Origin of the sequence: Bradyrhizobium ivorense, assembly GCF_900696085.1 — a bacterium.
In the GTDB taxonomy this organism is placed as follows: domain Bacteria; phylum Pseudomonadota; class Alphaproteobacteria; order Rhizobiales; family Xanthobacteraceae; genus Bradyrhizobium; species Bradyrhizobium ivorense.
Genome location: NZ_CAADFC020000028.1, coordinates 331,041 through 357,647, shown reverse-complemented (window position 1 = coordinate 357,647; position 26,607 = coordinate 331,041). Strand labels below are relative to the sequence as shown.

Below are 26,607 nucleotides of genomic sequence, written 5' to 3'. Positions count from 1 at the left end.
CCAATTTCTATTGGCATCACACCAGATGCCAATGATCGAGATGCAAGGCCGCGAGAAGATCGGCGGATGTCGCGGAAGCGAGCTCGTCGCTGCTGGTCGCGGTCGAGGCCGCTGACGCCAGGGTCTGGGCTCCGGTGCTGCCGTCGCCGTTCAGATCCTGATGGAAAATCGCCTCGTAGGACTTCAAGGTGGCGCTGCTGCCGGACACCGCCCCGGTCAGATAGCTCGTGAAGTTGCCGTTGCTGTCGGTCGCCCAGATCGAGAACTGATCCGACGTCGTGTTCTTCCAGGCGACATCATAGCCGGTCGCGGTCTGCTCGGCGGCAACCGGCGTCCATGGTGTCGCCGCACCGGCCACCACGGGCGAGCCGCCAAATTTGAGAGTCGGACCGCTGGTGGTGCCGCTCGCATAGAGAGCGTAGCTGTTGCCCACCTGAGTGAACGTGGTCGAGCCCGCCGACTCGAGCGTGACCGGCACCGGTATGCCGATCGTCCCGTCGCCGTTCAGATCCTGATGGAAGGAGCCTTCCAGATTTTCCAGCGTCGTGCTGCTGCCGGACACCGCCCCGGTCAGATAGCTCGTGAAGTTGCCGTTGCTGTCGGTGCTCCAGATCGAGAACTCACCCGACGTGGTGTTCTTCCAGGCGACATCATAGCCGCTCGCAGTCTGGTCTGCGGCAACCGGGATCCATGGTGCCGCCGCACCGGCCACCACGAGGGCGCCGCCATATTTGAGAGTCGGACCGCTGGTCGTGCCGTTTGCGTAGAGAGCGTAGCTGTTGCCCACCTGCGTGAGCGTGGTCGAGCCCGCCGACTCCAGTGCGACCGACACAGGTACGCCGATCGTCCCGTCGCCGTTCAGATCCTGATGGAAGGTGTTTTCGAGATTTTCCAGCGTCGTGCTATTACTGGACACCGCCCCGGTCAGATAGCTCGTGAAGTTGCCGTTGCTGTCGGTGGTCCAGATCGAAAACTGATCCGACGTCGTGTTCTTCCAGGCGACATCATAGCCGCTCGCAGTCTGCTCTGCGGCAACCGGAATCCACGGTGCCGCCGCACCGGCCACCACGAGGGAGCCAAATTTCAGCGACGGCCCCGTTCCGCCGGCCGTCGGATTGAGGAAGTAATTCGAACCGACCTGCGTCAGGCTGGTGGTGCCGGTGGATTCAATGACCGTGGTTACGGCGACCGCTCCCACCAGGTCCGTCAAGCTCAGTGCAATATTGCCGGTGAAATCGATCGCAAAGTCGGCGATGCCGTCGCCATTGATGTCGCCTTGCAGCGTCGTCACGCCGAGCGCGCCGTTGTAGCTGTAGTCCAGCTCGTCGGCGCTGTGGCCGAAGGCCGACGAGCCGAGGAAGTTGAATGAGCCGAGGCTGCTGAGATCGATCAGGTCGACGCCCGATACGAAGTCCTTGATCAGGTCGTGAGTCCCGCCCGGTGCCGTCAGGTCGCCGGCGGCGAAGACGAAGGTGTCGGCGCCGCCGCCGCCGGTCATGTTATCGGCACCGGAGCCCGCGACCAGCCGGTCGGTCCCTGCTCCGCCGATCAGCGTGTCGTTGCCGGCGCCGGCTATGAGGGTGCAGCCGAAGTCATTGGCGATCATCGTGTCGTTGCCGGAGCCGCCGATCGCTCCCTCGATGATGGTGTTGGTCGCGATCCCGATGTTGTGGACCAGCCCGCCCACCGAGGAGAACGCTCCCGGATGCAGATCGATCGTCTGTGCGACGCCATATCCGGAGCAGTCGAGCGTATCGACGCCGCCGCTATCGTAGATCGTCAGCGCCGGCGTCGGGTTGAAGTTGCTGAAATCGTAGACCCCGCCTGCGTTGCTGCTGAAGCCGTAGACGGTATTGTCGGTTCGCGTCGCGGTCGCCGCGCCATAGATCAGGCCCACGGCATAGATGTCGGCCATTTGCGGCGTGATCACGTAGCGATAGCTACTTCCGGAATAATTGTCTTCCGCGAAGTACGACATGATCGAATATTGCCAGGTATCGTTGGCGTAGGTCGCGTTGGCCGAATAGGTCGCGCTGCCGTTATAGGGCCCCTGGTGACCGAGCCCGAGCGCGTGGCCGATCTCGTGGATGTAGGTCTGGTATCCGTAGCTATCGAGCCCGGTCTTGCCGTCACGGGCGCCACCGTCGCTGGTGATCCAGTCCGAGCTGATGTCGACAGTCGCCGAGGTCATGATGCCGGCGCCGGTCCAGCTGGCGTTGGTCACGGCCGTCATCGTGCCGGTGTGCACGAACGTGATGTTGGCGGAGCCGGTGGTCTCGACGAAGTTGACATTGGCGACGTCGTGCCAGGCTGCAAGCGCCGCGCGCGCGAGAGCCTGCTCGGCGCTGTTCAGTCCGTTGAGATTGTAGGTGATCGTGTTGGAGCCCCAATGATGGGGCAGCGCGTTGTTGTACGCCCAAAACCCGCTGACCAGATAGTTGGCAAGCTGGCTGATCGTCGCCACCGGCTTGACGCTGGTTCCGGAGTTCATAACGGTGGACGTTGAACCGGCCGCAAGCGGATATGGATCGCCGCCGTCCTGCAGTGGATTGGAGTCCGCCGCCGCGCCCATTGCGGGGGTCGACGGCGCCCCTGCAAGCACCGAATCATCCCAGCCGTCGAACAGGTGAACCGTTCCGAGATCATCGGAAAGCCAGTAGCCTTTTCGCATCAAACCGACCGTACCTGGGGGTTATTATCCTGGATGAATCGCCCGACAGCCCATCATGGCATCGCCAAACGACACGCCGTTTACCGTGATGGTGAAGCAACGTTATTGGCACATCATTAAGGCGATCGAGAGAATCGCGGCCAAGGCCTGGAAAAAATCCGAATGCCAACCGGGCGCCTCGCATTCGCATGGAATCCCGTAGTCGACCGCGTGCGTTCCAACGCGGAACCGCTATTCGGAAATGCCGACCGCCGACGGCCATTTCCGGCGGGCTGACGGTTGGAAAGGCGAGCCAAATTGGCTAAGGCTGAAACAGGCCCAGGGCCCGCAGTGGCCGCCGAACAAGAGGTGTTTCAATGCCCTTCCCCCGCGCGTCCCAAGCCCTGTCCCGTTTCACCGTGCTGGATCTGACCCGGGTCCGTTCGGGACCGACCTGCGTGCGGCAGCTTGCCGACTGGGGCGCCAACGTCGTCAAGATCGATGCGCTGCTGGAGGACGGCGGCGGCGAGCAGCCGGGCGGTCCGCGGAGCGGTTCCGACTTCCAGAACCTGCACCGGAACAAGCGCGCCATGACGCTGAACCTGAAGGACCCCAGGGGGCTCGAAGTGTTCAAGCGGCTCGCCGAGCAGGCTGACGTCGTCGTCGAGAATTTTCGCCCGGACGTCAAGGCGAAGCTCGGCATCGACTATGAGAGCATCCGCAAGATCAATCCGCGGATCGTCTATGGCAGCATCTCGGGCTTCGGCCAGGACGGCCCCTATCACAAGCGCCCCGGCTTCGATCAGATCGCCCAGGGCATGGGCGGGCTGATGTCGGTGACCGGCGCGCCCGGCCAGGGGCCGATGCGGGTCGGCATTCCCGTGGCGGACCTGACCGCCGGGCTGTTCTGCGCGCTCGGCATCCTCACCGCGCTGCTGGAGCGCGACGTCTCCGGCGAAGGCCAGTGGGTGCAGACCTCGCTGCTGCAGGCGCAGATCTTCATGCTGGATTTCCAGGCCGCGCGCTGGCTGATGGAAAAGGAAGTGGCGAAGCAGGCCGGCAACAACCACCCGACCTCGATTCCGACCGGCGTGTTCAAGACCTCCGACGGCTACATCAACATCGCCACCACGGGCGGGCGGATTTGGGAACGCTGCGCGCAGGCGATCGGCGCGCCGGAACTGGTCGCCGACCCCGACTACGCCACCGCCCCGGCGCGCTCGAAGAACCGCGACGCGCTGAATGCGAAGATCAACACGCTGACCGAAAAGAAATCGACCGAGACCTGGGTGCAGGAACTCAACGCCGCCGGCGTGCCGTGCGGGCCGATCTACTCGATCGACCAGATGTTCGAGGATGCCCAGGTCAAGCATCTCGGCATGGCGCAGCACGTGCCCAATGACGAGAACCGGCACATCCAGCTGGTCAGCCAGCCGGTGACGCTGTCGCGGACGCCGAGCAGGATGGCGGCGCGGCCGCCGGAGTTCGGCGAGCAGACCGAGGAATTGCTGGCCGAGTTCGGCTTCGACAAGGACGAGATCGCCGACCTCAGGCAGCGCAAGGTGGTCTAAAACCTCACGCCTACGCCTTTGCCGGCCGCACCATGCGTATGGCGCCGCTAAAGGCCCGGTCGATCACCGGCCAGAACAGCAGCAGGATCGCCAGCGTCGTGATCGTGCCGACGAGGCCGTTCGACCAGAACACCTTCATGTCGCCGCCGGACCCGATCATCGACAGGCGGAACGCGTCCTCGGCGCGGTTGCCGAGCACCAAAGCGAGCGTGAACGGCGCGAGCGGGATGCCGATCTTCTTGAAGACATAGCCGACGACGCCAAAACCCAGCATCAGCCAGATATCGAACATCGCATTCTGGATCGCGTAGGCGCCGATCGCGCAGGACACCACGATCATCGGCGCGACCGCCGCGAACGGCACGCGCAGGATCGAGGCGAAGATCGGCACTGTGGTGAGCACCAGCACGAGGCCGACGACGTTGCCGAGATACATCGAGGCGATCAGGCCCCAGACGAAATCCTTGTGCTCGACGAACAACAGCGGGCCCGGATTGAGGCCCCACACCATCAAGCCGCCGAGCAGGATCGCCGCGGTGCCGGAGCCGGGGATACCGAGCGCGAGCATCGGCAGCAGCGCCGAAGTGCCGGACGCATGCGCAGCGGTTTCCGGCGCGAACACGCCCTCGATGCGGCCCTTGCCAAAGCTCTCCTGGTCGTTGGAAAAGCGCTTTGCCAGATTGTAGCCCATGAAGGAGGCGGCGATCGCGCCGCCTGGCGTAATGCCGAGCCAGCAGCCGATCACCGACGAGCGCAGCAGCGTCACCCAGTATTTCGGCAGGTCCTTCCACACCGAGAGCACGACGCGCAGGCTGATCGCGGCGGCGTGGCCGCGCAGCGCCAACCGCTCCTCCATCGTGAGCAGGATCTCGCTGATGCCGAACAGGCCGATCACCGCGACCAGGAAGTTGATGCCGCGCAGCAGTTCCGCCGAGCCGAACGTCATGCGCAATTGCCCGGACACCGTGTCCATGCCGACGCCGGCGAGCAGCAGCCCGAGCGACATCGAGATCACCGTCTTGTGCTTGGCTTCGCGGCCGAGGCCGACGAAGGAGCAGAAGGTCAGGAGATAGACCGCGAAGAACTCCGGCGGACCGAACTTCAGCGCGAACGACGAGATCATCGGCGCCAGGAAGGTGATCAAGAGCACGGCGACGAACGAACCGATGAAGGACGAGGTGAAGGCCGCGGTCAGCGCCTCCGCCGCCCGGCCCTGCTGCGCCATCGGATAGCCGTCGAAGGTGGTCGCGACCGACCAGGCCTCACCGGGGATGTTGAACAGGATCGAGGTGATGGCGCCGCCGAACAGCGCGCCCCAGTAGATGCAGGACAGCATCACGATGGCCGAGGTCGGGTCCATGGTGAAGGTCAGCGGCAGCAGGATCGCAACCCCGTTCGGGCCGCCGAGTCCGGGCAGCACGCCGACGAAGATGCCGAGCACCAGGCCAACCATCATCAGGAGCAGCGTCTTGCCGGTGAGCAGGACGGCAAAGCCGTGCAGCAGGAGACCGAAGGCTTCCATGTCTTGAATTCCTGTCGGCTGGCTAGCGGCCGAGAGCCGCTTCGAGCGGCCCCTTCGGCATGATGACGTCGAACACGATGTCGAAGGTCACGAACATCACGGCGGTGAAGACGAAGGCGGTGAGCAACGACTTCCACAGCGCGATCTTGCCGATCAGGCGCATGAAGCCCGCGATCAACAGAAAGCTCGCGACATAGAGCCCGAGATACTGGGTGACGAGGCAGAACAGCAGGGTCGGCACGAACACCGCCATCACCCGGCGCAGCTGGGCGCGGGTAACAAAAACTTCTGCCGCCTCCCGGCGCGAGACGAAAGCGGCGACGAGACCGTAGAGGCTGGCGGCGCCGAGGATCACCGCGAGATAGAACGGAAAGTAGCCCGGCTGCGGCCCGGTCGAGTCCCACGAGGCGCCGGTGCGCCAATTGTCCCAGCCGAGGGTGACGGCCAGCGCGAGCAGCAGCAGCGAGACGACGACATCGACGATGCGGTTGCTGACGACCGCGGGCGAGTTGTCTTCGGGCGCAGTCGGATCGTCGACGACGATCTCAATATCGGTATTGGACATGGATGAGATGATCTGGGTTGCGAGGGCAACGATTGGGATAGCGCGCAGGCGCGATCCGCGTCAATGCAGCCCTTCAGCCGGCCTTCCTTCAGCCGGCCTTGGAACGCTCGGGAAACGCGCTCGCAAGTGCAGCACGATCCGCCCGGAGCACGCCGCGCTCGGTGATCAATCCGCTCACCAGCCGCGCCGGCGTCACGTCGAAGCCGAAATTGGCGGCCGGCGATCCCTCCGGAACCACGCGCACGGTCTCGATCCGCCCGTCCGCGGTGCGCCCGGTGAGATGCGTCACCTCGCTGGCGGCGCGCTGCTCGATCGGGATCTGCCTGACCCCGTCATCGATACTAAAGTCGATGGTCGGAGACGGCAGCGCGACGTAGAACGGCACGCCGTTGTCGTGCGCCGCGAGCGCCTTCAGATAGGTCCCGATCTTGTTGCAGACGTCACCATTGGCGGCGACGCGGTCGGTTCCGACGATTGCCAGATCGACCATGCGATGCTGCATCAGATGGCCGCCGGTGTTGTCCGGGATCACCGTATGCGGCACGCCGTGATGGCCGAGCTCCCAGGCGGTGAGCGAAGCGCCCTGGTTGCGCGGCCGCGTCTCGTCGACCCAGACATGGACGGCAATGCCGCGATCATGCGCCTGGTAGATCGGCGAGGTCGCGGTGCCCCAATCCACGGTTGCAAGCCAGCCGGCATTGCAATGGGTGAGAACGTTGACCGGCTCGCCCGGCTTCTTGGTCGCGGCGATCTGCGCGATCAGGTCGAGCCCGTGGCGGCCGATGTCGCGGTTGATCGCGACATCCTCCTCGGCGATTTCGCGGGCGCGGGCATAGGCCGCCTCCGCACGCGCCGAGGCCGCAAGCGGCGCCAGCACGCGCCGCATCTCGTCAACAGCCCATTTCAGGTTGACCGCGGTCGGCCGGGTCGCGAGCAGCATTCTTGCCGTGCGATCGAGAGCCGCATCGGAGGCCTCACTGCGCATCGCGAGCGCCATGCCATAGGCCGCGGTGGCGCCGATCAGCGGCGCGCCGCGCACCAGCATCGAGCGGATCGCCTCGCCGGCCTCGTCCGCGGTCGTGATCCTGGTGACGATGAACTCATGCGGCAGCCGCCGCTGATCGATCGCGGCGACCGACCAACCGTCGGGCTCGAGCCAGATGCTGCGGAAATGCCGGCCATCGACTTTCATGTTCTACGCCCTTCGCGTCCGCGCTCCCTCGAGGACTTTTTCACGACCGCAACACCCGTCCGGCGACGGCATCGAGCTTGGCAAGAAGCTCGGGATCGCGGGCCGCCGGCGCCGTGATCAGCGCGGTATCCAGTGCGCGATCCGAGCCGATCGGGCAAGGCTCGTGCTCGCGCGGAAAATCCCGCGCCAAACGCGCCACCAGCGCCTTTGCCTTTTCGGCGTTCGAGTTCAGCACGCGGATGATGTCCTGCACCGTCACGGCATCGTGGCCGGGGTGCCAGCAATCGAAATCGGTGACCATCGCCACGCTGGCGTAGCAGATTTCAGCCTCGCGGGCGAGCTTGGCCTCCGGCATGTTGGTCATGCCGATCACCGAATAGCCCTGCGCCTTGTAGGTCAAGCTTTCCGCGAGCGAGGAGAATTGCGGTCCCTCCATGCAGAGATAGGTGCCGCCGCGGGCAAAGGCGATGCCCTCGGCTTCCGCCGCGGCAGCCAGATGCGCCGCGAGCAGCGGCGACACCGGATGCGCCATCGAGACATGGGCGACGCAGCCTTTGCCGAAGAACGAGCTCTCGCGCTTGTAGGTGCGGTCGACGAACTGATCGACCAGCACGAAGGTGCCCGGCGAAAGCTCCTCCTTGAACGAGCCGCAGGCCGACAGCGCGACGAGGTCCGTGACCCCGGCCCGCTTCAGCACGTCGATATTGGCGCGGTAGTTGATGTCGGAGGGCGACAGCGCATGGCCCGGCCCGTGCCGCGGCAGGAACACGATCGGCAATCCGGCCATCTCGCCGCGCCGCAGCGGTGCCGACGGCTCGCCCCAGGGGCTCGCGAGCGCCTCCTCCCGGACGTTTTCCAGGCCGGGCAGGTCATAGATGCCGGATCCGCCAATGATCCCCAGAACGGCTTTGGTCATGATCGCTCCTCACGGTCGCGTGACGGCGACGGAGGGGCGCGCCGGACCACACTGCGGCGCTATAATCACCGCGGGTTGGGCGGTTGCAAGACCATTTCGAGCGGAAGGTAAAGACGTGAGATACGGGGCGCGAGGCGAGCTTCTCAAAGACACATCGCTCGCTGCACATTTCGCCTCGTCATTCCGGGGCGATGCGAAGCATCGAACCCGGAATCTCGAGATTCCGGGTTCGCGCTTCGCGTGCCCCGGAATGACGATGCGTGAAACCGCGACCGGCTACTTCGCGACAAAGCCCGCTTCGTTCATCAGCGTGGCGTTCTGCTTGTCGTCCTCCTCGAGGAATTCGATCATGTCCTTGCCGGTGAGGAAGATCGGCTTCAGCGCCTGCTTTTCCATATAGTCCTTGTATTCGGGCGTCTGCGTCACCTTCCGGAACAGATCGGCGTAGAACGCCTGCTGCTCCTGGGTGACCTTGCCCGGCAGGAACATCGCGCGCAGCATCAGATACTGCACGTCGAGCCCCTCCTCCTTGCAGGTCGGGATGTCGTTCCAGGACTGCGTCTCCGTGACCTTGGTCTTGTAGGAGATGCGCTCCTTGTCGAACACGCAGAGCGCGCGGACTTGGCCGGCGCGCCAGACCTCGAGGTTCTCGCTCGGGTTGTTGACGTTGGATTCGGTGTGGCCACCGACCAGCTGGGTCGCAGCCTCGCCGCCGGACTTGTAGGGCAGATAGGAGAATTTGGCGCCGGTCTTCTGCTCCATGAACACGGTGAGCACGTGGTCCTCGCGCTTGGAGCCGGTGCCGCCCATCTTGAACGGGCTGCTCGCCGCCTTCGCGGCGGCGATGAAGTCCTTGACGGTCTTTGGGCCGTTGGCGTTGTCCCACAGCACGAACTGGTCGAGCGCGATCACCGACACCGGCGTGAGGTCGCGCCAGTTGAAGGGAATCTTGGCCGACAACGGCAGCATGTAGATCAGCGAATAGGCGATCAGCACCTTGTTGGGATCGCCCTCGCTGGACTTCATGTACATCAGCGCTTCCGCACCCGATGCGCCGCCCTTCAGCGACACCACCATCGGCTGCTTCATCAGATTGTTCTTCTGGATCGCGGCCTGCATCATGCGCGCCATCTGGTCGGAGGCGCCGCCCGCGCCGGCGGCAACCACGATCTCGACCGGCTTGCTGGGCTCCCAGGCGGCGAAGGCCGGTGCGCTGACGAGCATGGCCGCGATGGCAGCCGCGGCTTTCACAATCTGTCCCACGAGTTTCTTCCCTATCTACTTGTTCCGCTTGGCAAAAAGGCGCGTAGCCCGCCGGTCGCCGTCATTGTGCGGATAATGCCGGTGAGTTCAAGGTGTGAACTGTCACATGGTGTATGACTTTGGAATGAGACGCGTGGCCGCTGAAACAAAAAAGCGCGGGCTCGATTCGAGCCCGCGCTGCTAAAGACCGATCCGCGCTTGGCAGAACCGCTACACGACCAGAATGTCGTGCGGGTTCAGCACCGCGCCGGCCTGCACGCTTGCGACCGTGATGGCGGACGCCTGCGTCCCGTCGGCGCTGAAATACAGCGTCTGGTTGGCGGTATCGAAGTGGAATTGCGCCCCGGAGCCCGAGAACTGGTCGTCGCCCGACGTCTCGAAGGTTGACGACACATCCATCCCGGCGCTGAGGCCGCCACCGAAGCCGCTTGCGGAAATCGCGATCCGGTCGTGCTCGGTGGTGTTGTTGAAGTCGGTGATCGCGCCCGGCCCGTCCGTCGTGGTCAGGAACGCAAAGATGTCGTTACCGCTGCCGCCGGTCATCGTGTGGCTGCCGGCATTGCCGATCAGCACGTCATTGCCGGCCCCGCCGTCGAGCGTTTCGGTGCCGTTGGTGGCGATCACGATGTCATCGCCACCGGTGCCGGTCAGCGTCGTCGCCGACACCGCATTGTTGATGACGGTCGCCGTCGCCTGGTTGCTGGTCAAGACGCCGTCGGACGAGGTGTAGGTGAACGAGCCGCCCGGAGTTGCGTCGTCGAAGAAGAACACGTCGGAGCCGCCGAACACCGCGGCACCACCGGAGCTCGAACCGACGCCGTTGACGAACAGATGGTCCGCCGTATCCGGGTCGGTGTCGTTTGCCGCCAGTGCCCAGGCCGGGATGTCGACCACACCGCTGGCATCGACGTCGGTGACGACGGTCTCGCCGACCGCGGTCGGCGCATCGTTGGTGCCGATCAGGGTGACGGCAACGTCCTGCACCATCGAGCCGCCGTGATTGTCCGACACCGTGACCAGATAGTCCTGGGTCAGGGTCTGGCCCTGGGCCAGGAACTGGATGTCCGCATTGTTGACGGTGAAATGCCAGCCGACCGATCCGGTGCCGGATGTCTCCGTCACCGGATCGAGCGTGAAGGTCCCGACATACCCCCCGTCCAGCGGCGCGAAACTGGCCGTGTGGGTGTCGGCGGTCTCCACGTCGGCAAACGAGACCGTGCCCGACGTCGACTCGGTCGGCGGACTTGTCGCCGCGGTGACATTCACGGAATCCAGGATCATGCCGTTGGCATCATCGGCGTAGGTGAATTGCAGCGACGTGCTGGAGGCCGTGGCATCGCCTGCGACTTCGAAGGCGTAGTGATTGAGCCCGAAAGGAACGCTGCTGAGCGACAGCAGGGTGATGCCGTCCCATGTCACCGTAAACGGCGTGTTATCGGTTTCCGGATCGCCGAGCAGGTCGAAGGTAATGAAGTAGTTCTGGCCCGGCGTTGTCGCGACGTCCTGCGCCAATGTCTCCAAGACATTGGTCGGCGCCAGGTGCACCGAGTAGTGCCCAAAGGTGCCACCGAGTTCGAACTGCTGGACCTCGATGTGCGTGCCGGTGGTGGTCCAACCGGCGAGGTTGCCGGTCTCGAAATCGCCGTTGACGAGAACCGGCGGACCGGCGTCCTCGGTCACCGAACCGGTGACGTTGCCGCCGGTGGCGGTCGGATTATCGTTGGCGCCGGCAATATTGAAGGTCAGCGTCGTCGTGGTCTGATGACCCTGGCCGTCGTCGACCGTGAAGTTGAACTGGTCGGTGACGTTGTCGCCATCCCGCAGGACATCGACGGCCGAGTTCGCGGCGTAGAAGTAGTTACCATCGCTATCGAGAAAGAGCGACCCATAGGTACCGGCCACCGCCGTACCGACATTTGCGGCGCTTCCATTGACATCCACAATGGTCCGATGCGAGCTCAAATCGACGGCATGCGCCAGATAGATGACGCTACCGGCTGCCAGCACGTTGCCGGCATCCCGATCGGCGCTATCGGAAATATCCACCGACGTCGGGGTCACCACCACGGTGTCCGACGCGCCATCGATGGTGATCGTAACGGTCTGCGTGGAGCTGGTCGAACCATCGGAGACCGTGACGTCGTAGCTGACCGTCAAAGTCTCCCCGAGGCTCAGGAAGTCCAGATCGCGATCCGGGATGCTGAACGTCCAGTCGACGCCGCCGGATCCCGTGCCCGTCGAGTCGTGCAGCGCCGTCGCAAGCGCGCCCTGCAGATCGGCAAAGACGTCGCCCGGCAGGAAGTCCGGATTCGCGGACCAGGTCGCGGAATTCAGCGCGACGCTGACGGTGTGGGCGTCCGACAGGTCGACGTCCGTGAAATCCAGTGTCCCGGTCGGCGTGGTATCGAGCGCGCCGGAATCGGTCACGCCGGGCTGTTCGGCGAGCGACGCGGATCCCGGCCCGCTGCTGATCGCCACCGCGTCGTTGGCGCCGGTGATGCCGACCGAAACGATCTGGGTCGAGCTTGTCGAATTGTCGCTGACCTTGACGTCGTAGTTGACGGTGAGCGTTTCGCCGGCGGCGAGGTAGTCGAGATCGCTATCGGGAATGGCAAAATTCCAGTCGATGCTGCCGCTGCCGGTTCCGGTGGAGTCGTGCAGCGTGGTCGTCAGCGCCGCCGCAAGGTCGGCCTGCGTCGCAGCCGGCACGGTGGCTCCCGAGGTCGAGGCCAGCGTCACCGCAACCGCGTGCGTGTCGCCGGTGTCCTGATCGGTGAAATCGAGCGTTCCGGCAGGCACGGTCGGCGTCGTGTCGAGGGTCCCTGAACCCGTGGTATCCGCAAGCTCCGACACCGTGGAGGATTCGGCCGCGCTGGTGATGACGACAGGATGATTGGTGCCGAGGATCGTGATGGTGACGTCCTGCGTGTCGGTTGCGCCGGACGGGTCCTCGACGGTGACGTGATAGACCAGCGTCAGCGTTTCGCCGCCGCTGAGGAAGCTCGCGTCCGCATTTGGCAGCGCAAAATTCCAGGAGACGTCGCCGAGCAGATGCCCGGTCGAATCCGGCGTGAGGCCGGTCATGAACGCCGCCAGCAAGGCCGCGTCGCCGAGCGGGATCGCACCGCCTCCGGAGCGGGTCGCAGTGACCGTGGTCGAAACGGTGTGAGCGTCGAACAGGTCGATATCGCCGAACAAGAGATCGCCATGCGCCGTCAGATCGCCTGCGGGACTGACGTTCTGGTCCTCGACGAGGTGAGCCTCCTCCGGAGGCGACAGGAGGACCGGCTTGTCGTTGGTGCCGACCACCGTCACCGTGACGGTTTGCGTCGATACGCCGCCGGCGTGATCGTCGAGCTGAACGGTGTAGGTGATGTCGAGATGTTCGCCGGCCGCGAGATAGTCAAAGGCGAGGTCCGGCGCCGCGAAGGTGGTGTTGATGGTGCCGGCGCTCGAGCCGGACGTCTTGATGACGTTGTCGACATGGTAGAACGACATCAACTCGGCGGTGCCGAGCGATCCGGGGAGCAGACCTGAGGTGTTGCCGTCCGCGCTGGCGGCGATGACGGTCGCGGTATGGCCGGTGTTGGTGAGATCCTCGTCGGTGAAGTTCAGCGCGACATGAACCGTGTCGGGCGTGATCGAAAGCGTCTGATCGACCTGCTCGGTGACCGTCGCAATGGTCGTCATGTTGATGACCGGCTTGTCGTCGGTGCCCGTGACGGTGACCTTGACCGTCTGGATCGCCGTGCCGCCGTGGTTGTCCGACACGGTGATGTCGTAGGTCAGAATCAGCGACTGATTCTTGGACAGGAAATCGAAATCGTCGTCGGGATCGCTGAATGTCCATTTCAGTGAGCCCGCGCCATTGGAATCGCTAGTAATCTGCGACGTCATCGCGGTCTGAAAGTGCGCCAGCGACGCAGCGGGGATGATGGATCCGCTCGAAAGCACGGCGGAATGAAGCGTGGCCGAGGTGGTGTGGGTATCGCTCCGATCTGAGTCCCTGAAACTCATCGTGCCGGTCAGCTGGTGCAGCGTGGTCGAGTCAGTGGTGTTGGCAAATTCCGCGAAGCTGCCCGACGCGGAGGACGAGGTAAAAGTCGGAGTATGATTGGTCATGGAAAACCCCTGCATGCGTTGCGACATGCGCCGCAGCGTTTCGCTGCAGCGAAATGAGGATCGGCCCTGGCGTGCTCGCAAACCGCGTTCGGCGTCGGAAAATGAACGTTGGCAATGGGTGCCGGCGCGGTTGCGGCGTAGAAACTAACGGTGTCGCTTCTCAGTTTGATGACGCGTTGTTGCGGCCGCAGTCATGAGAGGTCGGAAGCCGTCGAAAAATTGTCGGTGGGGATAAAAGACCGCGGACAACAACCAGAACGATCATAAGTCTCAGGTTGTGAAATCGTCAATATGAACGTGAATTGACGTTGAACCTTCGGCGCGCTGTGGGCACCAAGACTAGGGTAATCAGGTGAACAACCGGAGGATGCCGCGGGAACTTTTTCGATTCGCCGGCGCAACAGAGCATCGGGATCGCTGGAACCGCACCTCTGCACGAAGGCAGTTCCGCGACAATACCTGCAGAGCCGCCGTGCAGCCCTGCCGCGGTCGTCGCGCGCTATTTGCCCTTGAAGTTGGGTGAGCGCTTGTTGAGGAAAGCGTCCATGCCCTCGCGAAAATCCTCGCTCATATAGGCGCGCAGGATCAGGTCTTCGCCCTCCTCGCGCGACAGCGTGCGGCGGATGCGGCGCACCGCCTCCTTGGTCACCTCGAGTGTGATCGGTGCGTGACCGGCGACCAGCTTTGCGGTCTCTTCGGCGCGGCGCTGCAGCGTCGCCACGTCGGGCACGACCTCGTTCAACAACCCGAGCGCCAGCGCTTCCGGCGCTTCGACCAGGCGTGCCTTGAAAATCAGATCCTTGGTTCGCGCCGGTCCGATCAGCGATACCAGGCGGGAGATGTTGGACATCGAGAGGCAGTTGCCGAGCGTGCGCGCAATCGGGAAGCCGATCCGCGTCGCCTCGGTGCCGATGCGGATGTCGCAGCATGCCGCGATCCCCGCACCGCCGCCGGTGCAGGCGCCGGCGATCGCCGCGATGACAGGCACCCGGCATTGCTCGAGCGTGCCGAGCACGCGGTCGATCCGCGCTTCATAGTCGAGCGCATCTTGCGCGGTCTTGAAGGCGCGGAACTGCGATATGTCGGTGCCCGAGGCGAACGCCTTGTCGCCGGCGCCGGTCATGATCAGCGCCTTGATCTGATGGTCCTGGTTGATGCTCTCGCAGATCGCCGCCATCTGCTCGTACATCGCGAAGGTCAGCGCGTTGCGGGCCTGCGGACGGTTGAACGTGATGCGCGCGATCCCGTCTTCGACGGAGTAGATCAGGTCTTCGGTCGGTGCCGCTGGCGCGTTCATGGCTCGCTCTTTCTGTTCTTGAGGAGTTTCGTTTCAGGCGACCGCAGCCTTGGGCGCCTGCGCGGCGTCGCGGCCCTTCAGGACCTCCATCGCCGCCAGCACACCGCCGGCGCGATGCGGCACCTTGGCGAGATCGAGGCCCATCTCGACGCCCGACAGCGTGCCCATCAGCATGAGGTCGTTGAAGTGGCCAATATGTCCGATGCGGAACACCTTGCCCTTGACCTTGTTCAGGCCGGTGCCGAGCGACATGTCGAAATTCTCCAGCACGATCTTGCGGAAGGCATCGGCGTCGTGGCCGTCGGGCATCCGCACCGCGGTCAGCGCCGGCGAGTGCGCGCCCTGCTCCTGGCACTGCGTCTCCAGGCCCCACACCTTGATCGCCGCACGCGTCGCCTCGCTGTGGCGCTTGTGACGGGCGAAGACGTTGTCGAGACCTTCCTCCTCCAGCATCTTCACCGCCTCCTTCAGACCGAACAGCAGGTTGGTCGCGGGCGTGTAGGGCCAGGTACCGGCCTTGTTGATGTTGATAACGTCCTGCCAGTCCCAATAGGAGCGCATGCCCGGATTGGCCTTGGCGACAGCCAGCGCCTTTTCCGACACCGCGTTGAAGCCGAGGCCCGGTGGCAGCATCAGCCCCTTCTGGGAGCCGGCGATGGAGACATCGATGCCCCAGGCATCGTGCTCATATTCCAGCGAGCCGAGGCCGGAGATGGTGTCGACCATCAGCAGCGCCGGATGCTTGACGGTGTCGAGGATCTTGCGCACGTCGAGCGGATAGGTGACGCAGGCGGTCGAGGTCTCGTTGTGGACCATGCAGACGGCCTTGATCTTGTGCGCCTTGTCCGCGGACAGTTTTGCCTCGATCTGCTCGAGATCGGCGCCATGGCGCCAGTCGCCCGGAATGAAATCGACGTCGAGCTTGAACTTGTCGGCAATGCCGCGCCACAGGACAGCGAACTGCCCGGTCTCGCACATCAGGACCTTGTCGCCCGGCTGCAGCGTGTTGACGATCGCGGCCTCCCAGGCGCCGGTCCCGGACGAGGGATAGATGATCACCGGCTGCTTGGTGCGGAATACGCGCTGCATCGCGGAAAGCACCGCAAAGCCGATCTCCGCGAACTCCGGGCCGCGATGGTCCATGGTCGGCATGTCCATAGCCCGCAGCACCCGGTCCGGCACATTGGTCGGTCCCGGAATCTGCAGAAAATGCCTTCCAGTGTGCACGGTCATCGGCGTCCTTCCCGGTCTTGCTTCGGCTTCACGAGCCGCTCGCATATCACTATTTGACCGGCTTGTCCCCCGCCCGGCGGGGGTCCGTCATGCATATCCGACGGCGCTCCCGCAGCCCGTGCAGGCGCTCATTCGGCGGCCACCACCTTTCCCGGCGGGACCAGTCCCTCCGCCTCCTCGAAGGGACGTTCGGGGTGCATCAGCAGCGCCGAGAAGCCGCCGAGCAGCAGAAGCCCCATCGACATCAGAAACGGCAGGTACCAATTGCCGGTGGCGTCGATGACGAAACCGGCGACCAGCGGCGAGACGATGGCCGCCAGCGCCGAGCCGGTATTCATGATTCCCGCTGCGGTGCCGGAATGTTTCGCCGCGATGTCCATCGGTATCGACCACATCGGGCCGATCACGAGCTCCGCGCAGAAGAAGCCGGCCGACAAACACAACGCGACCACCGTGATGTCGCGAACGAACAGGATCGGAAGCAGCGACAACAACGCGCCCGCGAACCCCACGATGGTCACGCTGAGCCGCGCCAGGCGCACATTGCCGGTCCGCTCGAGGATACGGTCGGAGAGGACGCCGCCGACGCTGTCGCCGATGACGCCGGCAAAGAAGACGCCGGATGCGAACAGCGCCGAGTTCTTGATGTCGAGGCTGTAGGTGTTCTTGAAGAACAAAGGCAGCCAGTTGAGGTAGAGCCACAGGCACCAGCCGTAACAGAAGTAGGTCAGCGTCACCGGCCACATCCGTTGCAGCAGCGGGCCCCACGGCACTTTCGGCCTCGCGCCTTGCGGCCGCGCCGGCAGGGTCGCAAGCTCTTCCGCCGTGATCGAGCGGTGGTCCTTCGGCTCGTTGCGGAAGTACCAGACCCAGGCGATGCCCCACAGCAGGCTGACGGCGCCAAGCACGACGAACGCGCCGCGCCAGGTCAGCCAGAGAATCAGCAGCGCGACCACGGGCGGGGTCGCGGCGTTGCCGAGCCGCGCGAACGAATGCGTCAGGCCCTGCGCGAAGCCGCGCCGGCTCGCAGGCGTCCAGTACTGCATGGCGCGGGTCGCGGTCGGAAAGGTCGCGCCCTCGCCGAATCCCAACGCGAAGCGCGCGACGAACAGCGCGGCGAGGCTGCCGACAAACCCGGTCATGATGGTCGCCGCGGCCCAGATCATGCCGCACCAGAACAGGGTCTTGCGCGGCCCGAAATGATCGCCGACCCAGCCGCCGATCACCTGGAACAGCAGGTAGGGATAAGCGAAGGCCGAGAACACCAGACCGAGCTCGGTGTTGGACAGGCCGAGCTCTTTCTGGATCTCGCTCGCGGCCGTGCCGATGTTGACCCGATCGACATAGGTGATGAAATACATCACGCAGAGCATGGCCAGCACGACATGCGTGGCCTTGAACCGAACCTTCATAGCCTCCCCTCCCTGGTGCGCGATTTTGTTTGAGCCGGCGTTCGCGATGGCGAAGTCGCCGCTATGTGGCGACTACCTTCAGATGAGGCGAGTTGCGCGGGCCGCGCTGCTCCAGAAGCCGCATGGCGGCCTCGACGCCACCCGCACGGTGTGGGACACCGGCGACCGACAGGCCCATCTCCACCCCGGTCAGCGCGCCGAGCAGCGTCAGTTCGTTGCACTCGCCGAGGTGACCGATTCGGAACACCTTGCCGGCGACCTTCGACAGGCCGGCGCCGAGCGACATGTTGAAATTGTCGAGCACGATCTTGCGAAACTGATCGGCATCGTGGCCGGGGGGCATCAACACCGCGGTCAATACCGGTGAGAACTCCGAAGGCTCCTGGCAGAGCACCTCGAGCCCCCAATGCGTGACAGCAGCGCGGGTGGCGGCGGCCAGCCGCTGGTGGCGGGCGAACACGTTGTCGAGCCCCTCCTCGAGCAGCATCGCGATGGCCTCGCGCAGCCCGTAAAGCAGGTTGGTCGCCGGCGTATAGGGAAAGAAGCCCTTGGCGTTCGGCTTCAGCATCTCTTCCCAATCGAAATAGGAGCGCGGCATCCTGTTGCTGCGCGATGCAGCGCGCGCCTTCTCCGAGATGGCGTTGAAACCGAGGCCGGGCGGCAGCATGAAGCCCTTTTGCGAGCAGCTGACGCTGACATCGACCTTCCACTCGTCATGCCGGTAATCGACCGAGCCGAGCGAGGAGATGGTATCGACCATCAGCAGCGCCGGATGGGCGGCGCGATCGATGGCGGCACGAATGTCGGCGATGCGGCTGGTCGCGCCGGTCGAGGTCTCGTTGTGCACGACCATCACCGCCTTGATGGCGCGCGCGGTGTCGTCCTTGAGCCGCGCCTCGATCTCGGCGGGGTCGGCGCCGCGGCGCCAATCGCCGGGGACGAAGTCGACCTCGATGCCGAACCGGCCGGCCATCTGGCGCCACAGGGTCGCGAAATGGCCGGTCTCGACCATCAGGACCTTGTCGCCGGGCGATAGCGTGTTGACGATCGCGGCTTCCCAGGCGCCCGTTCCCGACGACGGGAAGATCACCACCGGCCCGGCGGTCTGGAACACTTTGCGGCTGCCATCGAGCACCGCCAGGCCGAGTTCGGCGAATTCAGCGCTGCGGTGGTCGATGACGGGCATGTCCATCGCGCGAAGAACGCGATCCGGGACGGGGCTGGGCCCGGGAATCTGGAGGAAATGGCGTCCTTGATGCATGACAACCTCCCAATCGGCGCAGCGCCGGGCTATCGGCAACCAATTTTGCATTCATTTTTTGTCTTTTCAATCGAATTTTGGTATTCGATCGAAGACATCGACGCGACCGCGCTGGCAACTTATTGTCCGAGATTATGAAATCCGCGATTCCCGAGACCGGGGTTCCGATCACCCAACCTGCCACCGGCCAGGGCGGCGAGCGCCAGGAGGCCTCGCTCCACGGCGAGATCCTGCTGCGGCTGCGCGACCACGTCGTGGAAGGCAACATCCCCGACGGCGCCCGCGTTCCGGAACGCCAGTTGTGCGAAATGCTGGGCATTTCCCGGACGCCGCTGCGCGAGGCACTCAAGGTGCTGGCCGCCGAGGGGCTGATCGAACTCTTGCCCAATCGCGGCGCGCGGGTGCGCCAGCTCGGCCAACGCGACATCGAGGAGCTGTTCGACGTGATGGCCGGGCTTGAGAGCCTCGCCGGGCGCCTCGCCTGCGAAGTCATCACCGACGAGGAAATCACCGCGATCGAGCGGCTGCACTACGACATGTACGGCCACTATCTGCACCGCGACATGCACGGCTATTTCCAGATCAATCAGCGCATCCACGAGAGCATCGTCGCGGCCGCCCGCAACGAGACCCTGCGCACGGCCTACGCCAACTTCGCCGGCCGGATCCGCCGTATCAGGTACTCCGCCAATTTCGCCCGCAAGCGGCAGCGCTGGGCCGAAGCGATGCGCGAGCACGAGGCGATCCTTGACGCCCTGCGCCGCCGCGCCGGCAGCGAGCTGAGCGACGTCCTGTTTCAGCACCTGCGCAACAAGCGGACCGCAGCCATCGAGCACCTGGCCGAAGTGCAGGATGCTGCGCCTGAGACGGCGTCGCAGGACGGCTAGCTTGCTCATTATGAATTCATAATGTAACTCTCTAGCCAACAGAATGTATAATCCACCGGACGCCGGTGCCGCCGTCGTTTCGTGGATCACACTGGATCTGGGATGAAGAACGCCTCATCGCTCGAACAGCGTCTGCGGTCGAACCTGACCGGCGACGTCTTCTTCGACGCCTTCAATCGCGGCCGCTATGCGACGGACGCCTCGTTCTACCAGATCATGCCGGCCGGCGTGGTGGTGCCTCGAACCATCGACGAGGCCTTGCGAACGCTCGCGATTGCCCGCGACGATGGCCGCATCGTCACCCCGCGCGGCGGCGGCACGTCGCAGTGCGGGCAAACCGTCAACGACGGCATCGTGGTCGACTTCTCAAAACACGTGAACCGGATCGTCTCGCTGGACGTCGCCAATCGCTCCTGCGTGGTCGAGCCTGGCATCGTGCTCGACGATCTCAACCGCCAGCTCAAAAAGCACGGGCTGTGGTTTCCGGTCGACGTCTCGACCGCATCGCGCGCGACCATCGGCGGCATGGCCGGCAACAATTCCTGCGGCGGCCGCTCGCTGCGCTACGGCACCATGCGCGACAACACGCTGTCGATGGACGCAGCGCTGGCCGACGGCACGCTGCTGCATTTCGGCGAGGTGCCGCGCGATCTCACCCGGGTCAATTCGCCTGAAAGCGGCCTAAAGCTGTTTCGCGACATGCTCGATCTCGGCGAGCGCGAGGCCGCCGAGATCGCCGAGCGATTTCCCAAAGTGCAGCGCCGGGTCGGCGGCTATAACCTTGACGCGCTGGTGCCGCGCAACGCGCCGAACAATCTGGCGCATCTGTTGGTCGGCTCCGAGGGCACGCTGGCCTTCACGACGCAGGTCGAGCTCAAGCTGTGGCCGGTGATCCGCAACAAGGTGCTCGGCGTCTGCCATTTCGGCAGCTTCTATGAGGCGATGGATGCAGCCCAGCATCTGGTCAAGCTGCGGCCGATCGCCGTCGAGCTGGTCGATCGCACCATGATCGCGCTGGGCCGCGATATCGCGATGTTCCAGAGGATCATATCAGCGGCGGTGCGCGGCGATCCGGATGCGATCCTGGTGGTCGAGTTCGCCGAAGAGGACCAGGCCGACAATCTCGCCCGCCTCAAGCAGCTCGGCGAGCTGATGGCCGACCTCGGCTTCGGCTGGGACAAGCCGCAACGCAAATGGGGCGGCGTGGTCGAAATCGTCGAGCCGGCGCTGCAGAGCGGCATCGCCGATTTCCGTGCCGCCGGCCTCAACGTCATGATGTCGATGAAGCAGGAGGGCAAGCCGGTCTCCTTCGTCGAGGATTGCGCGGTGCCGCTGCCGCATCTTGCCGACTATACCGAGCGGCTCAACGCCGTGTTCGCCAAGCACAGCACGCGCGGCACGATGTATGCGCACGCCTCCGAGGGGTGCCTGCATGTGCGCCCGGTGCTCAACCTCAAGCTCGACAAGGACGTCAAGGCAATGCGCGCCATTGCCGAGGAAGCCTTCGAGATGGTGCGCGAATACAAGGGCTCGCATTCCGGCGAGCACGGCGACGGCCTGGTGCGCTCGGAGTTTCACGAGGCGATGTTCGGGACGCGCATCGTCGCCGACTTCCGCGAGGTCAAGCAGCGCTTCGATCCCGACAACACGCTCAATCCCGGCAAGATCGTCGATCCGCCGAAAATGGACGACCGCTCGCTGTTTCGCTACCGGCCGGATTATCGCGTCGGCGAATTGAAGACCGTGCTCGACTGGTCGGCCTATCCCGGCGCCGGCGGCGGTTTTCAGGGCGCGGTCGAGATGTGCAACAACAACGGCGCCTGCCGCAAGCTCGAGGGCGGCGTGATGTGTCCGTCCTACCGCGCCACCCGCAACGAGAAGGACGTCACGCGCGGCCGCGCCAACACATTGCGGCTCGCGATCTCCGGTCAGCTGGGTCCGGACGCGCTGGCGTCCGACGAGATGGCGGAGACGCTCAAGCTCTGCGTGTCCTGCAAGGCCTGCCGCCATGAGTGCCCGACCGGCGTCGACATGGCCAAGATGAAGATCGAGGTGCTGGCGGCTCGCGCCGCAAAGCGCGGCCTGTCGCTGCGCGACCGGCTGGTCGGCTACCTGCCCCGCTATGTGGATCTTGCGTCCCGTTTTGCTCCGCTGGCGAACCTGCGCAACCATAGTCCGCTGCTGCGCGCGCTGTTTGAAAAGTTCGCCGGCATCAGCGCCAGGCGTGCGTTGCCGGCATTCCGCCGCGATCCGTTCCGGCCCGACGCCGAGGCGCTTGGCCCGCCGGATGGGCGCGAAGTCGTGCTGTTCGCCGACACCTTCAACCGCGCTTACGAGCGCGAGAATCTGGATGCCGCAATCGAGGTGCTGGTCGCCGGCGGCTATCGCGTACACCTGCCGAAGCCGTCGGATAGCGGCCGGCCGCTGTGCTGCGGGCGGACGTTCCTGTCTGCCGGATTGGTCGAACAGGCTCGCAGCGAGTTGAACCGGCTGGTCGCGGCCTACGCTCCGTTCGCGGCCCGCGGTGTGCCGATTATTGGGCTCGAGCCGAGCTGTCTGCTGACGCTGCGGGACGAGCTGCTTTCGCTACGCGCCGATGAGACCGCGAAGAATATCAGCGCGCATGCGCTGTTGTTCGAAGAATTCCTGGTGCGAGAAGCCGAGGCCGGCCGCCTCAGCCTGCCGCTTGGCCCAGTCGGGGCAAAGGCGATGGTCCACGGTCATTGCCACCAAAAATCCTTTGGCGCCTTCAAACCCGTGGAGAAAGTCCTCCGCCTGGTGCCCGGCCTCGATGTCAAAACCATCGAATCGAGCTGCTGCGGCATGGCCGGCGCCTTCGGCTATGGCGCTGAGACCTATCAGGCCTCGATCGAGATGGCGGAGCTGTCGCTGCTGCCGGCGGTGCGCGGCGCGGACCAGGACACGCTGATCGTGGCCGACGGCACCTCGTGCCGGCACCAGATCAGGGACGGCAGCGGGCGCACGCCGCTGCATGTCGCCAGCGTATTGGCGATGAGCCTGAAGTGTGCGAAGTCCAGTTCCGAAACGATATCGCCGATAAAGGAAGAGGCCCATGGCTGAGCTTACCCTCGAAATTGCCCGCAAGATTCTCGATGCCGCCCTGGCCAAGGGGGTCGAGAAGAAGTTCAAGCCGCTGGTCATCACCATTCTCGACGCCCGCGGCGCCGTGAAGGTGACGGCGGCACAGGACGGCACCAGCCTGATGCGGGCCGAGATCGCCCACGGCAAGGCCTATGGCGCGCTGGCGCTCGGAATGGGATCGCGAGCGCTGTTTCAGCGCGCGCAGGAGCAGGCCTACTTCATCGACGCGGTGAACACGCTGGCCCAGGGCCGCATGGTGCCGGTCCCGGGTGGCGTGCTGATCCTCGACGGCAGCACCCTGCTCGGCGCCGTCGGCGTCAGCGGCGATACGTCCGACAATGACGAGATCTGCGCGCTGGCCGGCATCGAGGCAGCCGGCCTGAAAGCGAATGCGGGCTGAGGCGCTCCCCGATTAACGTCCCGTCCATGACGGCTTGCGCTTCTCGCCGAATGCCTTGAGGCCTTCCTTCGCATCCTCGGTCATCGCGAGCAGCGCGATCTGGCTTTCGGTGTAGGCGATGCTTTCGTCAAACGACATCGAGGCAATCGCGCGCATCGCATACTTGCCGCGACGAATTGCGGTCGGTGATTTGTCGACGATGCGGCCGATCAGCCAGTCGACCTTGGCGTCGAGCTCGGCGCTAGGCACGACGTAGTTCAGCAGTCCCGCCGCCTGTGCGGCGCGGGCATCGAACGGCTCGCCGGTCAGCGCCCATTCATTGACGAGGCGCGGCGGCGCGATCGATTGCAGCAGGCTCATCACCTGCATCGGAAACACGCCGACCTTCACCTCCGGCAGCCCGAACACGACGTGATCGGCTGCGACGGCCATGTCCGTCATGCACAGCAAGCCCATGCCGCCGGCCATGCAGACGCCGCCGACGCGCGCGATCGCGGGCTTGGTCGCGTCCTGCGACAGCCGCAACAGGTCGGCGTAGTCGACATTGGGGCGTGAAAAATCCATCGAGAACGCCGCGCCGCTGTTCTGCAGATCGGCCCCGGCACAGAACGCCTTGTCGCCTGCGCCCGTCAGCACGATGACGCGCACGTCCTTGTCGTCATGGGCGTCGCGATAGCCCTTGGCAATGCCCGCGATCACGCCGGCATTGAGCGCGTTGCGCTTGTCCGGCCGGTTGATGGTGATCCAGAACGCCTGCCCGCGTTTTTCGAGAATGACGCTGTTGTCAGTCATATGTGCCGCCTGTACGCTGTTGCCAGAGCACATTTGCGGCCGGATCGGCGCCGACTGCAAGCAGGATTTACGCGGCGGGCAAGGCCTTCCTGACCCAGACCTTGTTGTCGTGGAACGCAGCACCGCCGACGGGTGCGACCACGTCGGCCCCGGTCAGCGTGTTGATGCCGCGGCCGCCGATGTGCGCCTTGTTCGGGTGGATCGACTCGGCGATCAAAACGCCGCGGCGTACGCCGTCGAACAGCTTCGCAGTCAGCGTGGTTTCGCCGCGCATGTTGCCGAGCGTCACCGCGTCGCCGTCGGCGATCGTGAGCGCCGCCGCGTCTTCGGGATGGATCATCACGGTCGGCACGCCCTCGCGCGCCTGCGATCCCGGCGTTTCGTTGAAGCTGGTGTTGAGATAGCTGCGCGATGGCGAGGTCGCGAGCCGGAACGGATGCTGCGCGTCGGCTTCCTCGATGATGGTCCAATGGTCCGGCAGCCCCGGCATCTGGTCCCAGGGGCCGAGGCCGGGATTGCCCCACGGCGGATTGGCCCAGTCGGCCTTGAAATGGAATTTCTTGTCGGCGTGGGCGAAGCCGTCGAGGTAATGCGAGGTGCGGAAGTCCGGCTGCAGATCGCGCCAGATGTCCGCCTCGAGGTCCTCGATGCCGCCGTGGCCGCTCTTCTGCAGCGTCACGTCGATCAATTCGCGCGGCGACATCTCGAAACCGGGATGCACCGCGCCGAGGCGCCGCCCGAGTGCCTGGATCACCTGATGGTTGGAGCGGCATTCACCGGGCGGATCGATCAGCTTGGCCCCGACCGAAATGTGCTGATGGCCGCCGCCGTAATAGAGGTCGTCATGCTCCATGAACATGGTCGCGGGCAGCACGATGTCGGCCATCCCTGCGGTCTCGGTCATGAACTGCTCATGCACCGCGACGAACAGATCCTCGCGGGCAAAGCCCTCGCGGACCAGCGTCTGCTCAGGCGCCACCGTCATCGGATTGGTGTTCTGGATCAGCATCGCCTTGACCGGCGGGCCACCCTTCAAGGACTCGGCGTCGCCAGTCAGGATGCGTCCGATCTTCGATTGGTCGAGCCAGCGCGTCGCGTGATCGATCGCATCATGGCCCTCGATCACGGCTTCATTGAAGCGCCAGATCGCGGCATTGTTGAAGAAGGCACCGCCGCCTTCATATTGCCAGGCCCCGGTTACCGCCGGGATGCACAGCGCCGCGTGCATCTGCGCCGCGCCGTTGCGGCTGCGGGTGAAGCCATATCCGAGCCGGAAGAACGAACGCTTGGTCTGGCCGACCAGACGCGCGAACGCCTCGATCTCCTCGACCGGCACGCCCGAGATCGCCGAGGCCCATTCCGGGGTCCGGGTCTTGAGATGGGCTTCGAGTTCGTCGGGACAGTCGGTGTATTTGTCCATATAGGCGCGATCCGCAAGACCTTCGCGGAACAGGACATGCATGACGCCGCAGGCGAAGGCAGCATCGGTGCCGGGACGCAGGATGATCTTGATGTCGGCCTGCTTCACGGTGTCGTTGTTGTAGATGTCGACCGCGGCGATCTTGGCGCCGCGTTCCTTGCGTGCGCGCATCGCATGCGTCATCACATTGACCTGGGTGTTCACCGGGTTGGTGCCCCAGATCACGACCAGATCGGAAACGCCCATCTCGCGCGGATCGACACCCGCGATCTTGCCGGTGCCGATCGAAAAGCCGACGCGCGCGATATTGGCGCAGATCGTCGAATAGAAGCGGGAGTATTTCTTGACATGCGACAGGCGGTTGATGCCGTCGCGCATCACCAGCCCCATGGTGCCGGCGTAATAATAGGGCCAGACCGACTGCGCGCCGAACTCGCGCTCGGCCGCGTCGAAGCGCGCCGCGATCTCGTCCAGCGCCTCGTCCCAGGAAATCCGCGCAAACTGGCCGGAGCCCTTCGGCCCGGTCCGGCGCATCGGGTAGAGCAACCGATCGGGATGATGGATCCGCTCGGCGTAGCGGGCGACCTTGGCGCAGACGACGCCGGCCGTGTAGGTCTGCTGCTTGGAGCCCCTGACCCGGCCGATCGAGCGGCCATCAATGACCTCGATGTCCAGCGCACAAGCAGACGGGCAGTCGTGCGGACAGGTGGAATGGCGGATGTCGATCTTGGCGTGCTGGTTCATGTCAAATAGGTAACATCAAATGACCTTTCCGCCGAGAGGCATTTTCCGCCCGGCTCGTGCGCAAGCCGGGCATGAGCCATGCTTCGGGCGGGCTAAGCAAGGCCGCCGCAAGGACCACCTTGCCGTTGACGCAGCGCACAGCGCTTCAGGGGAACCGGAGGTTGTGGCGGCCTCCGCGGCCGGCGCTTTGCACCGAGATCGTCTGATGGATCAGATCGCGCCTCGATTCGCGCAGTTCTTTCGTATGACGCGCAACGC

Annotated in this window: 17 protein-coding genes; 4 read left to right on the top strand and 13 right to left on the bottom strand. The window is 64.7% G+C overall.

The genetic code is table 11. The annotated features are described in order from the left end of the window. Positions 1–16 precede the first annotated feature (16 nt). Positions 17–2,671: a M10 family metallopeptidase C-terminal domain-containing protein gene (locus tag CI41S_RS32855; protein WP_139863217.1), complete on the bottom strand. Its 2,655-nt coding sequence runs from the start codon at positions 2,669–2,671 to the stop codon at positions 17–19. Between the two features lie 356 nt (positions 2,672–3,027). On the opposite strand from CI41S_RS32855, the gene CI41S_RS32850 reads away from it, so the two are divergent. Beyond that, positions 3,028–4,221, top strand: a complete 1,194-nt coding sequence (locus CI41S_RS32850; RefSeq protein WP_139863216.1) for a CaiB/BaiF CoA transferase family protein — start codon at positions 3,028–3,030, stop codon at positions 4,219–4,221. Positions 4,222–4,231: 10 nt separating this feature from the next. On the opposite strand, the gene CI41S_RS32845 is transcribed toward CI41S_RS32850, so the two are convergent. The 10 genes from CI41S_RS32845 to CI41S_RS32800 form a co-directional block, all read right to left on the bottom strand. Then, positions 4,232–5,743, bottom strand: coding sequence for a tripartite tricarboxylate transporter permease (locus CI41S_RS32845; RefSeq protein WP_139485048.1), 1,512 nt, complete (start codon positions 5,741–5,743; stop codon positions 4,232–4,234). A gap of 22 nt (positions 5,744–5,765) precedes the next feature. Continuing rightward, a complete protein-coding gene (locus tag CI41S_RS32840; protein ID WP_139863215.1) occupies positions 5,766–6,308 on the bottom strand; it encodes a tripartite tricarboxylate transporter TctB family protein in 543 nt (180 codons plus the stop codon). A gap of 88 nt (positions 6,309–6,396) precedes the next feature. Next, positions 6,397–7,500, bottom strand: coding sequence for an S-methyl-5-thioribose-1-phosphate isomerase (gene mtnA, locus CI41S_RS32835; protein WP_139863214.1), 1,104 nt, complete (start codon positions 7,498–7,500; stop codon positions 6,397–6,399). Positions 7,501–7,540: 40 nt separating this feature from the next. Further along, positions 7,541–8,416, bottom strand: coding sequence for an S-methyl-5'-thioadenosine phosphorylase (locus tag CI41S_RS32830; RefSeq protein WP_139863213.1), 876 nt, complete (start codon positions 8,414–8,416; stop codon positions 7,541–7,543). 276 nt (positions 8,417–8,692) lie between these two features. After that, complete coding sequence (locus tag CI41S_RS32825; RefSeq protein ID WP_430650061.1) at positions 8,693–9,640, bottom strand: Bug family tripartite tricarboxylate transporter substrate binding protein; 948 nt, start codon at positions 9,638–9,640, stop codon at positions 8,693–8,695. A 249-nt stretch (positions 9,641–9,889) separates the two neighbouring features. Beyond that, positions 9,890–13,801 carry a beta strand repeat-containing protein gene (locus CI41S_RS32820; RefSeq protein WP_172628278.1) on the bottom strand — a complete coding sequence of 1,304 codons (3,912 nt, stop codon included), beginning with the start codon at positions 13,799–13,801 and terminating at the stop codon, positions 9,890–9,892. Positions 13,802–14,300: 499 nt separating this feature from the next. Continuing rightward, complete coding sequence (locus CI41S_RS32815) at positions 14,301–15,098, bottom strand: enoyl-CoA hydratase/isomerase family protein (RefSeq protein WP_139863210.1); 798 nt, start codon at positions 15,096–15,098, stop codon at positions 14,301–14,303. 33 nt (positions 15,099–15,131) lie between these two features. Beyond that, on the bottom strand, positions 15,132–16,331 hold the full coding sequence (locus tag CI41S_RS32810) for a pyridoxal-phosphate-dependent aminotransferase family protein (protein ID WP_139863209.1): 1,200 nt from the start codon (positions 16,329–16,331) through the stop codon (positions 15,132–15,134). A gap of 128 nt (positions 16,332–16,459) precedes the next feature. After that, positions 16,460–17,743: an MFS transporter gene (locus CI41S_RS32805; protein WP_139863208.1), complete on the bottom strand. Its 1,284-nt coding sequence runs from the start codon at positions 17,741–17,743 to the stop codon at positions 16,460–16,462. A gap of 61 nt (positions 17,744–17,804) precedes the next feature. After that, complete coding sequence (locus tag CI41S_RS32800) at positions 17,805–19,004, bottom strand: pyridoxal-phosphate-dependent aminotransferase family protein (protein ID WP_172628277.1); 1,200 nt, start codon at positions 19,002–19,004, stop codon at positions 17,805–17,807. Positions 19,005–19,138: 134 nt separating this feature from the next. Here CI41S_RS32800 and CI41S_RS32795 point away from each other — a divergent pair, with 134 nt between their 5' ends. The 3 genes from CI41S_RS32795 to CI41S_RS32785 all read left to right on the top strand — a co-directional run bounded on the left by CI41S_RS32795 (position 19,139) and on the right by CI41S_RS32785 (position 23,393). Further along, entirely contained in the window at positions 19,139–19,891 is a 753-nt protein-coding gene (locus tag CI41S_RS32795; protein WP_139863206.1) for a GntR family transcriptional regulator, read from the top strand. A gap of 102 nt (positions 19,892–19,993) precedes the next feature. After that, positions 19,994–22,972 carry an FAD-binding and (Fe-S)-binding domain-containing protein gene (locus tag CI41S_RS32790; protein ID WP_139863205.1) on the top strand — a complete coding sequence of 993 codons (2,979 nt, stop codon included), beginning with the start codon at positions 19,994–19,996 and terminating at the stop codon, positions 22,970–22,972. After that, positions 22,965–23,393, top strand: a complete 429-nt coding sequence (locus tag CI41S_RS32785) for a GlcG/HbpS family heme-binding protein (protein WP_139863204.1) — start codon at positions 22,965–22,967, stop codon at positions 23,391–23,393. Before CI41S_RS32790 ends, CI41S_RS32785 begins: the two co-directional genes overlap by 8 nt. A 12-nt stretch (positions 23,394–23,405) precedes the next feature. On the opposite strand, the gene CI41S_RS32780 is transcribed toward CI41S_RS32785, so the two are convergent. Together CI41S_RS32780 and CI41S_RS32775 are read right to left on the bottom strand one after the other, a co-directional pair. Further along, positions 23,406–24,185: an enoyl-CoA hydratase/isomerase family protein gene (locus tag CI41S_RS32780; protein WP_139863203.1), complete on the bottom strand. Its 780-nt coding sequence runs from the start codon at positions 24,183–24,185 to the stop codon at positions 23,406–23,408. Positions 24,186–24,252: 67 nt separating this feature from the next. Next, positions 24,253–26,349, bottom strand: coding sequence for a molybdopterin oxidoreductase family protein (locus CI41S_RS32775; protein ID WP_139863202.1), 2,097 nt, complete (start codon positions 26,347–26,349; stop codon positions 24,253–24,255). Positions 26,350–26,607 lie beyond the last annotated feature (258 nt).

Excerpts from the sequence above, each read along its gene's own strand:
- CI41S_RS32775 (WP_139863202.1), bottom strand. The coding sequence starts at position 26,349 with ATGAACCAGCACGCCAAGATCGACATCCGCCATTCCACCTGTCCGCAC.
- CI41S_RS32830 (WP_139863213.1), bottom strand. The coding sequence starts at position 8,416 with ATGACCAAAGCCGTTCTGGGGATCATTGGCGGATCCGGCATCTATGAC.
- CI41S_RS32855 (WP_139863217.1), bottom strand. The coding sequence starts at position 2,671 with ATGCGAAAAGGCTACTGGCTTTCCGATGATCTCGGAACGGTTCACCTG.
- CI41S_RS32850 (WP_139863216.1), top strand. The coding sequence starts at position 3,028 with ATGCCCTTCCCCCGCGCGTCCCAAGCCCTGTCCCGTTTCACCGTGCTG.
- CI41S_RS32795 (WP_139863206.1), top strand. The coding sequence starts at position 19,139 with ATGAAATCCGCGATTCCCGAGACCGGGGTTCCGATCACCCAACCTGCC.
- CI41S_RS32840 (WP_139863215.1), bottom strand. The coding sequence starts at position 6,308 with ATGTCCAATACCGATATTGAGATCGTCGTCGACGATCCGACTGCGCCC.
- CI41S_RS32790 (WP_139863205.1), top strand. The coding sequence starts at position 19,994 with ATGAAGAACGCCTCATCGCTCGAACAGCGTCTGCGGTCGAACCTGACC.
- CI41S_RS32805 (WP_139863208.1), bottom strand. The coding sequence starts at position 17,743 with ATGAAGGTTCGGTTCAAGGCCACGCATGTCGTGCTGGCCATGCTCTGC.
- CI41S_RS32800 (WP_172628277.1), bottom strand. The coding sequence starts at position 19,004 with ATGCATCAAGGACGCCATTTCCTCCAGATTCCCGGGCCCAGCCCCGTC.
- CI41S_RS32820 (WP_172628278.1), bottom strand. The coding sequence starts at position 13,801 with ATGACCAATCATACTCCGACTTTTACCTCGTCCTCCGCGTCGGGCAGC.
- CI41S_RS32845 (WP_139485048.1), bottom strand. The coding sequence starts at position 5,743 with ATGGAAGCCTTCGGTCTCCTGCTGCACGGCTTTGCCGTCCTGCTCACC.
- mtnA (WP_139863214.1), bottom strand. The coding sequence starts at position 7,500 with ATGAAAGTCGATGGCCGGCATTTCCGCAGCATCTGGCTCGAGCCCGAC.
- CI41S_RS32810 (WP_139863209.1), bottom strand. The coding sequence starts at position 16,331 with ATGACCGTGCACACTGGAAGGCATTTTCTGCAGATTCCGGGACCGACC.
- CI41S_RS32780 (WP_139863203.1), bottom strand. The coding sequence starts at position 24,185 with ATGACTGACAACAGCGTCATTCTCGAAAAACGCGGGCAGGCGTTCTGG.
- CI41S_RS32815 (WP_139863210.1), bottom strand. The coding sequence starts at position 15,098 with ATGAACGCGCCAGCGGCACCGACCGAAGACCTGATCTACTCCGTCGAA.
- CI41S_RS32785 (WP_139863204.1), top strand. The coding sequence starts at position 22,965 with ATGGCTGAGCTTACCCTCGAAATTGCCCGCAAGATTCTCGATGCCGCC.
- CI41S_RS32825 (WP_430650061.1), bottom strand. The coding sequence starts at position 9,640 with ATGCTCGTCAGCGCACCGGCCTTCGCCGCCTGGGAGCCCAGCAAGCCG.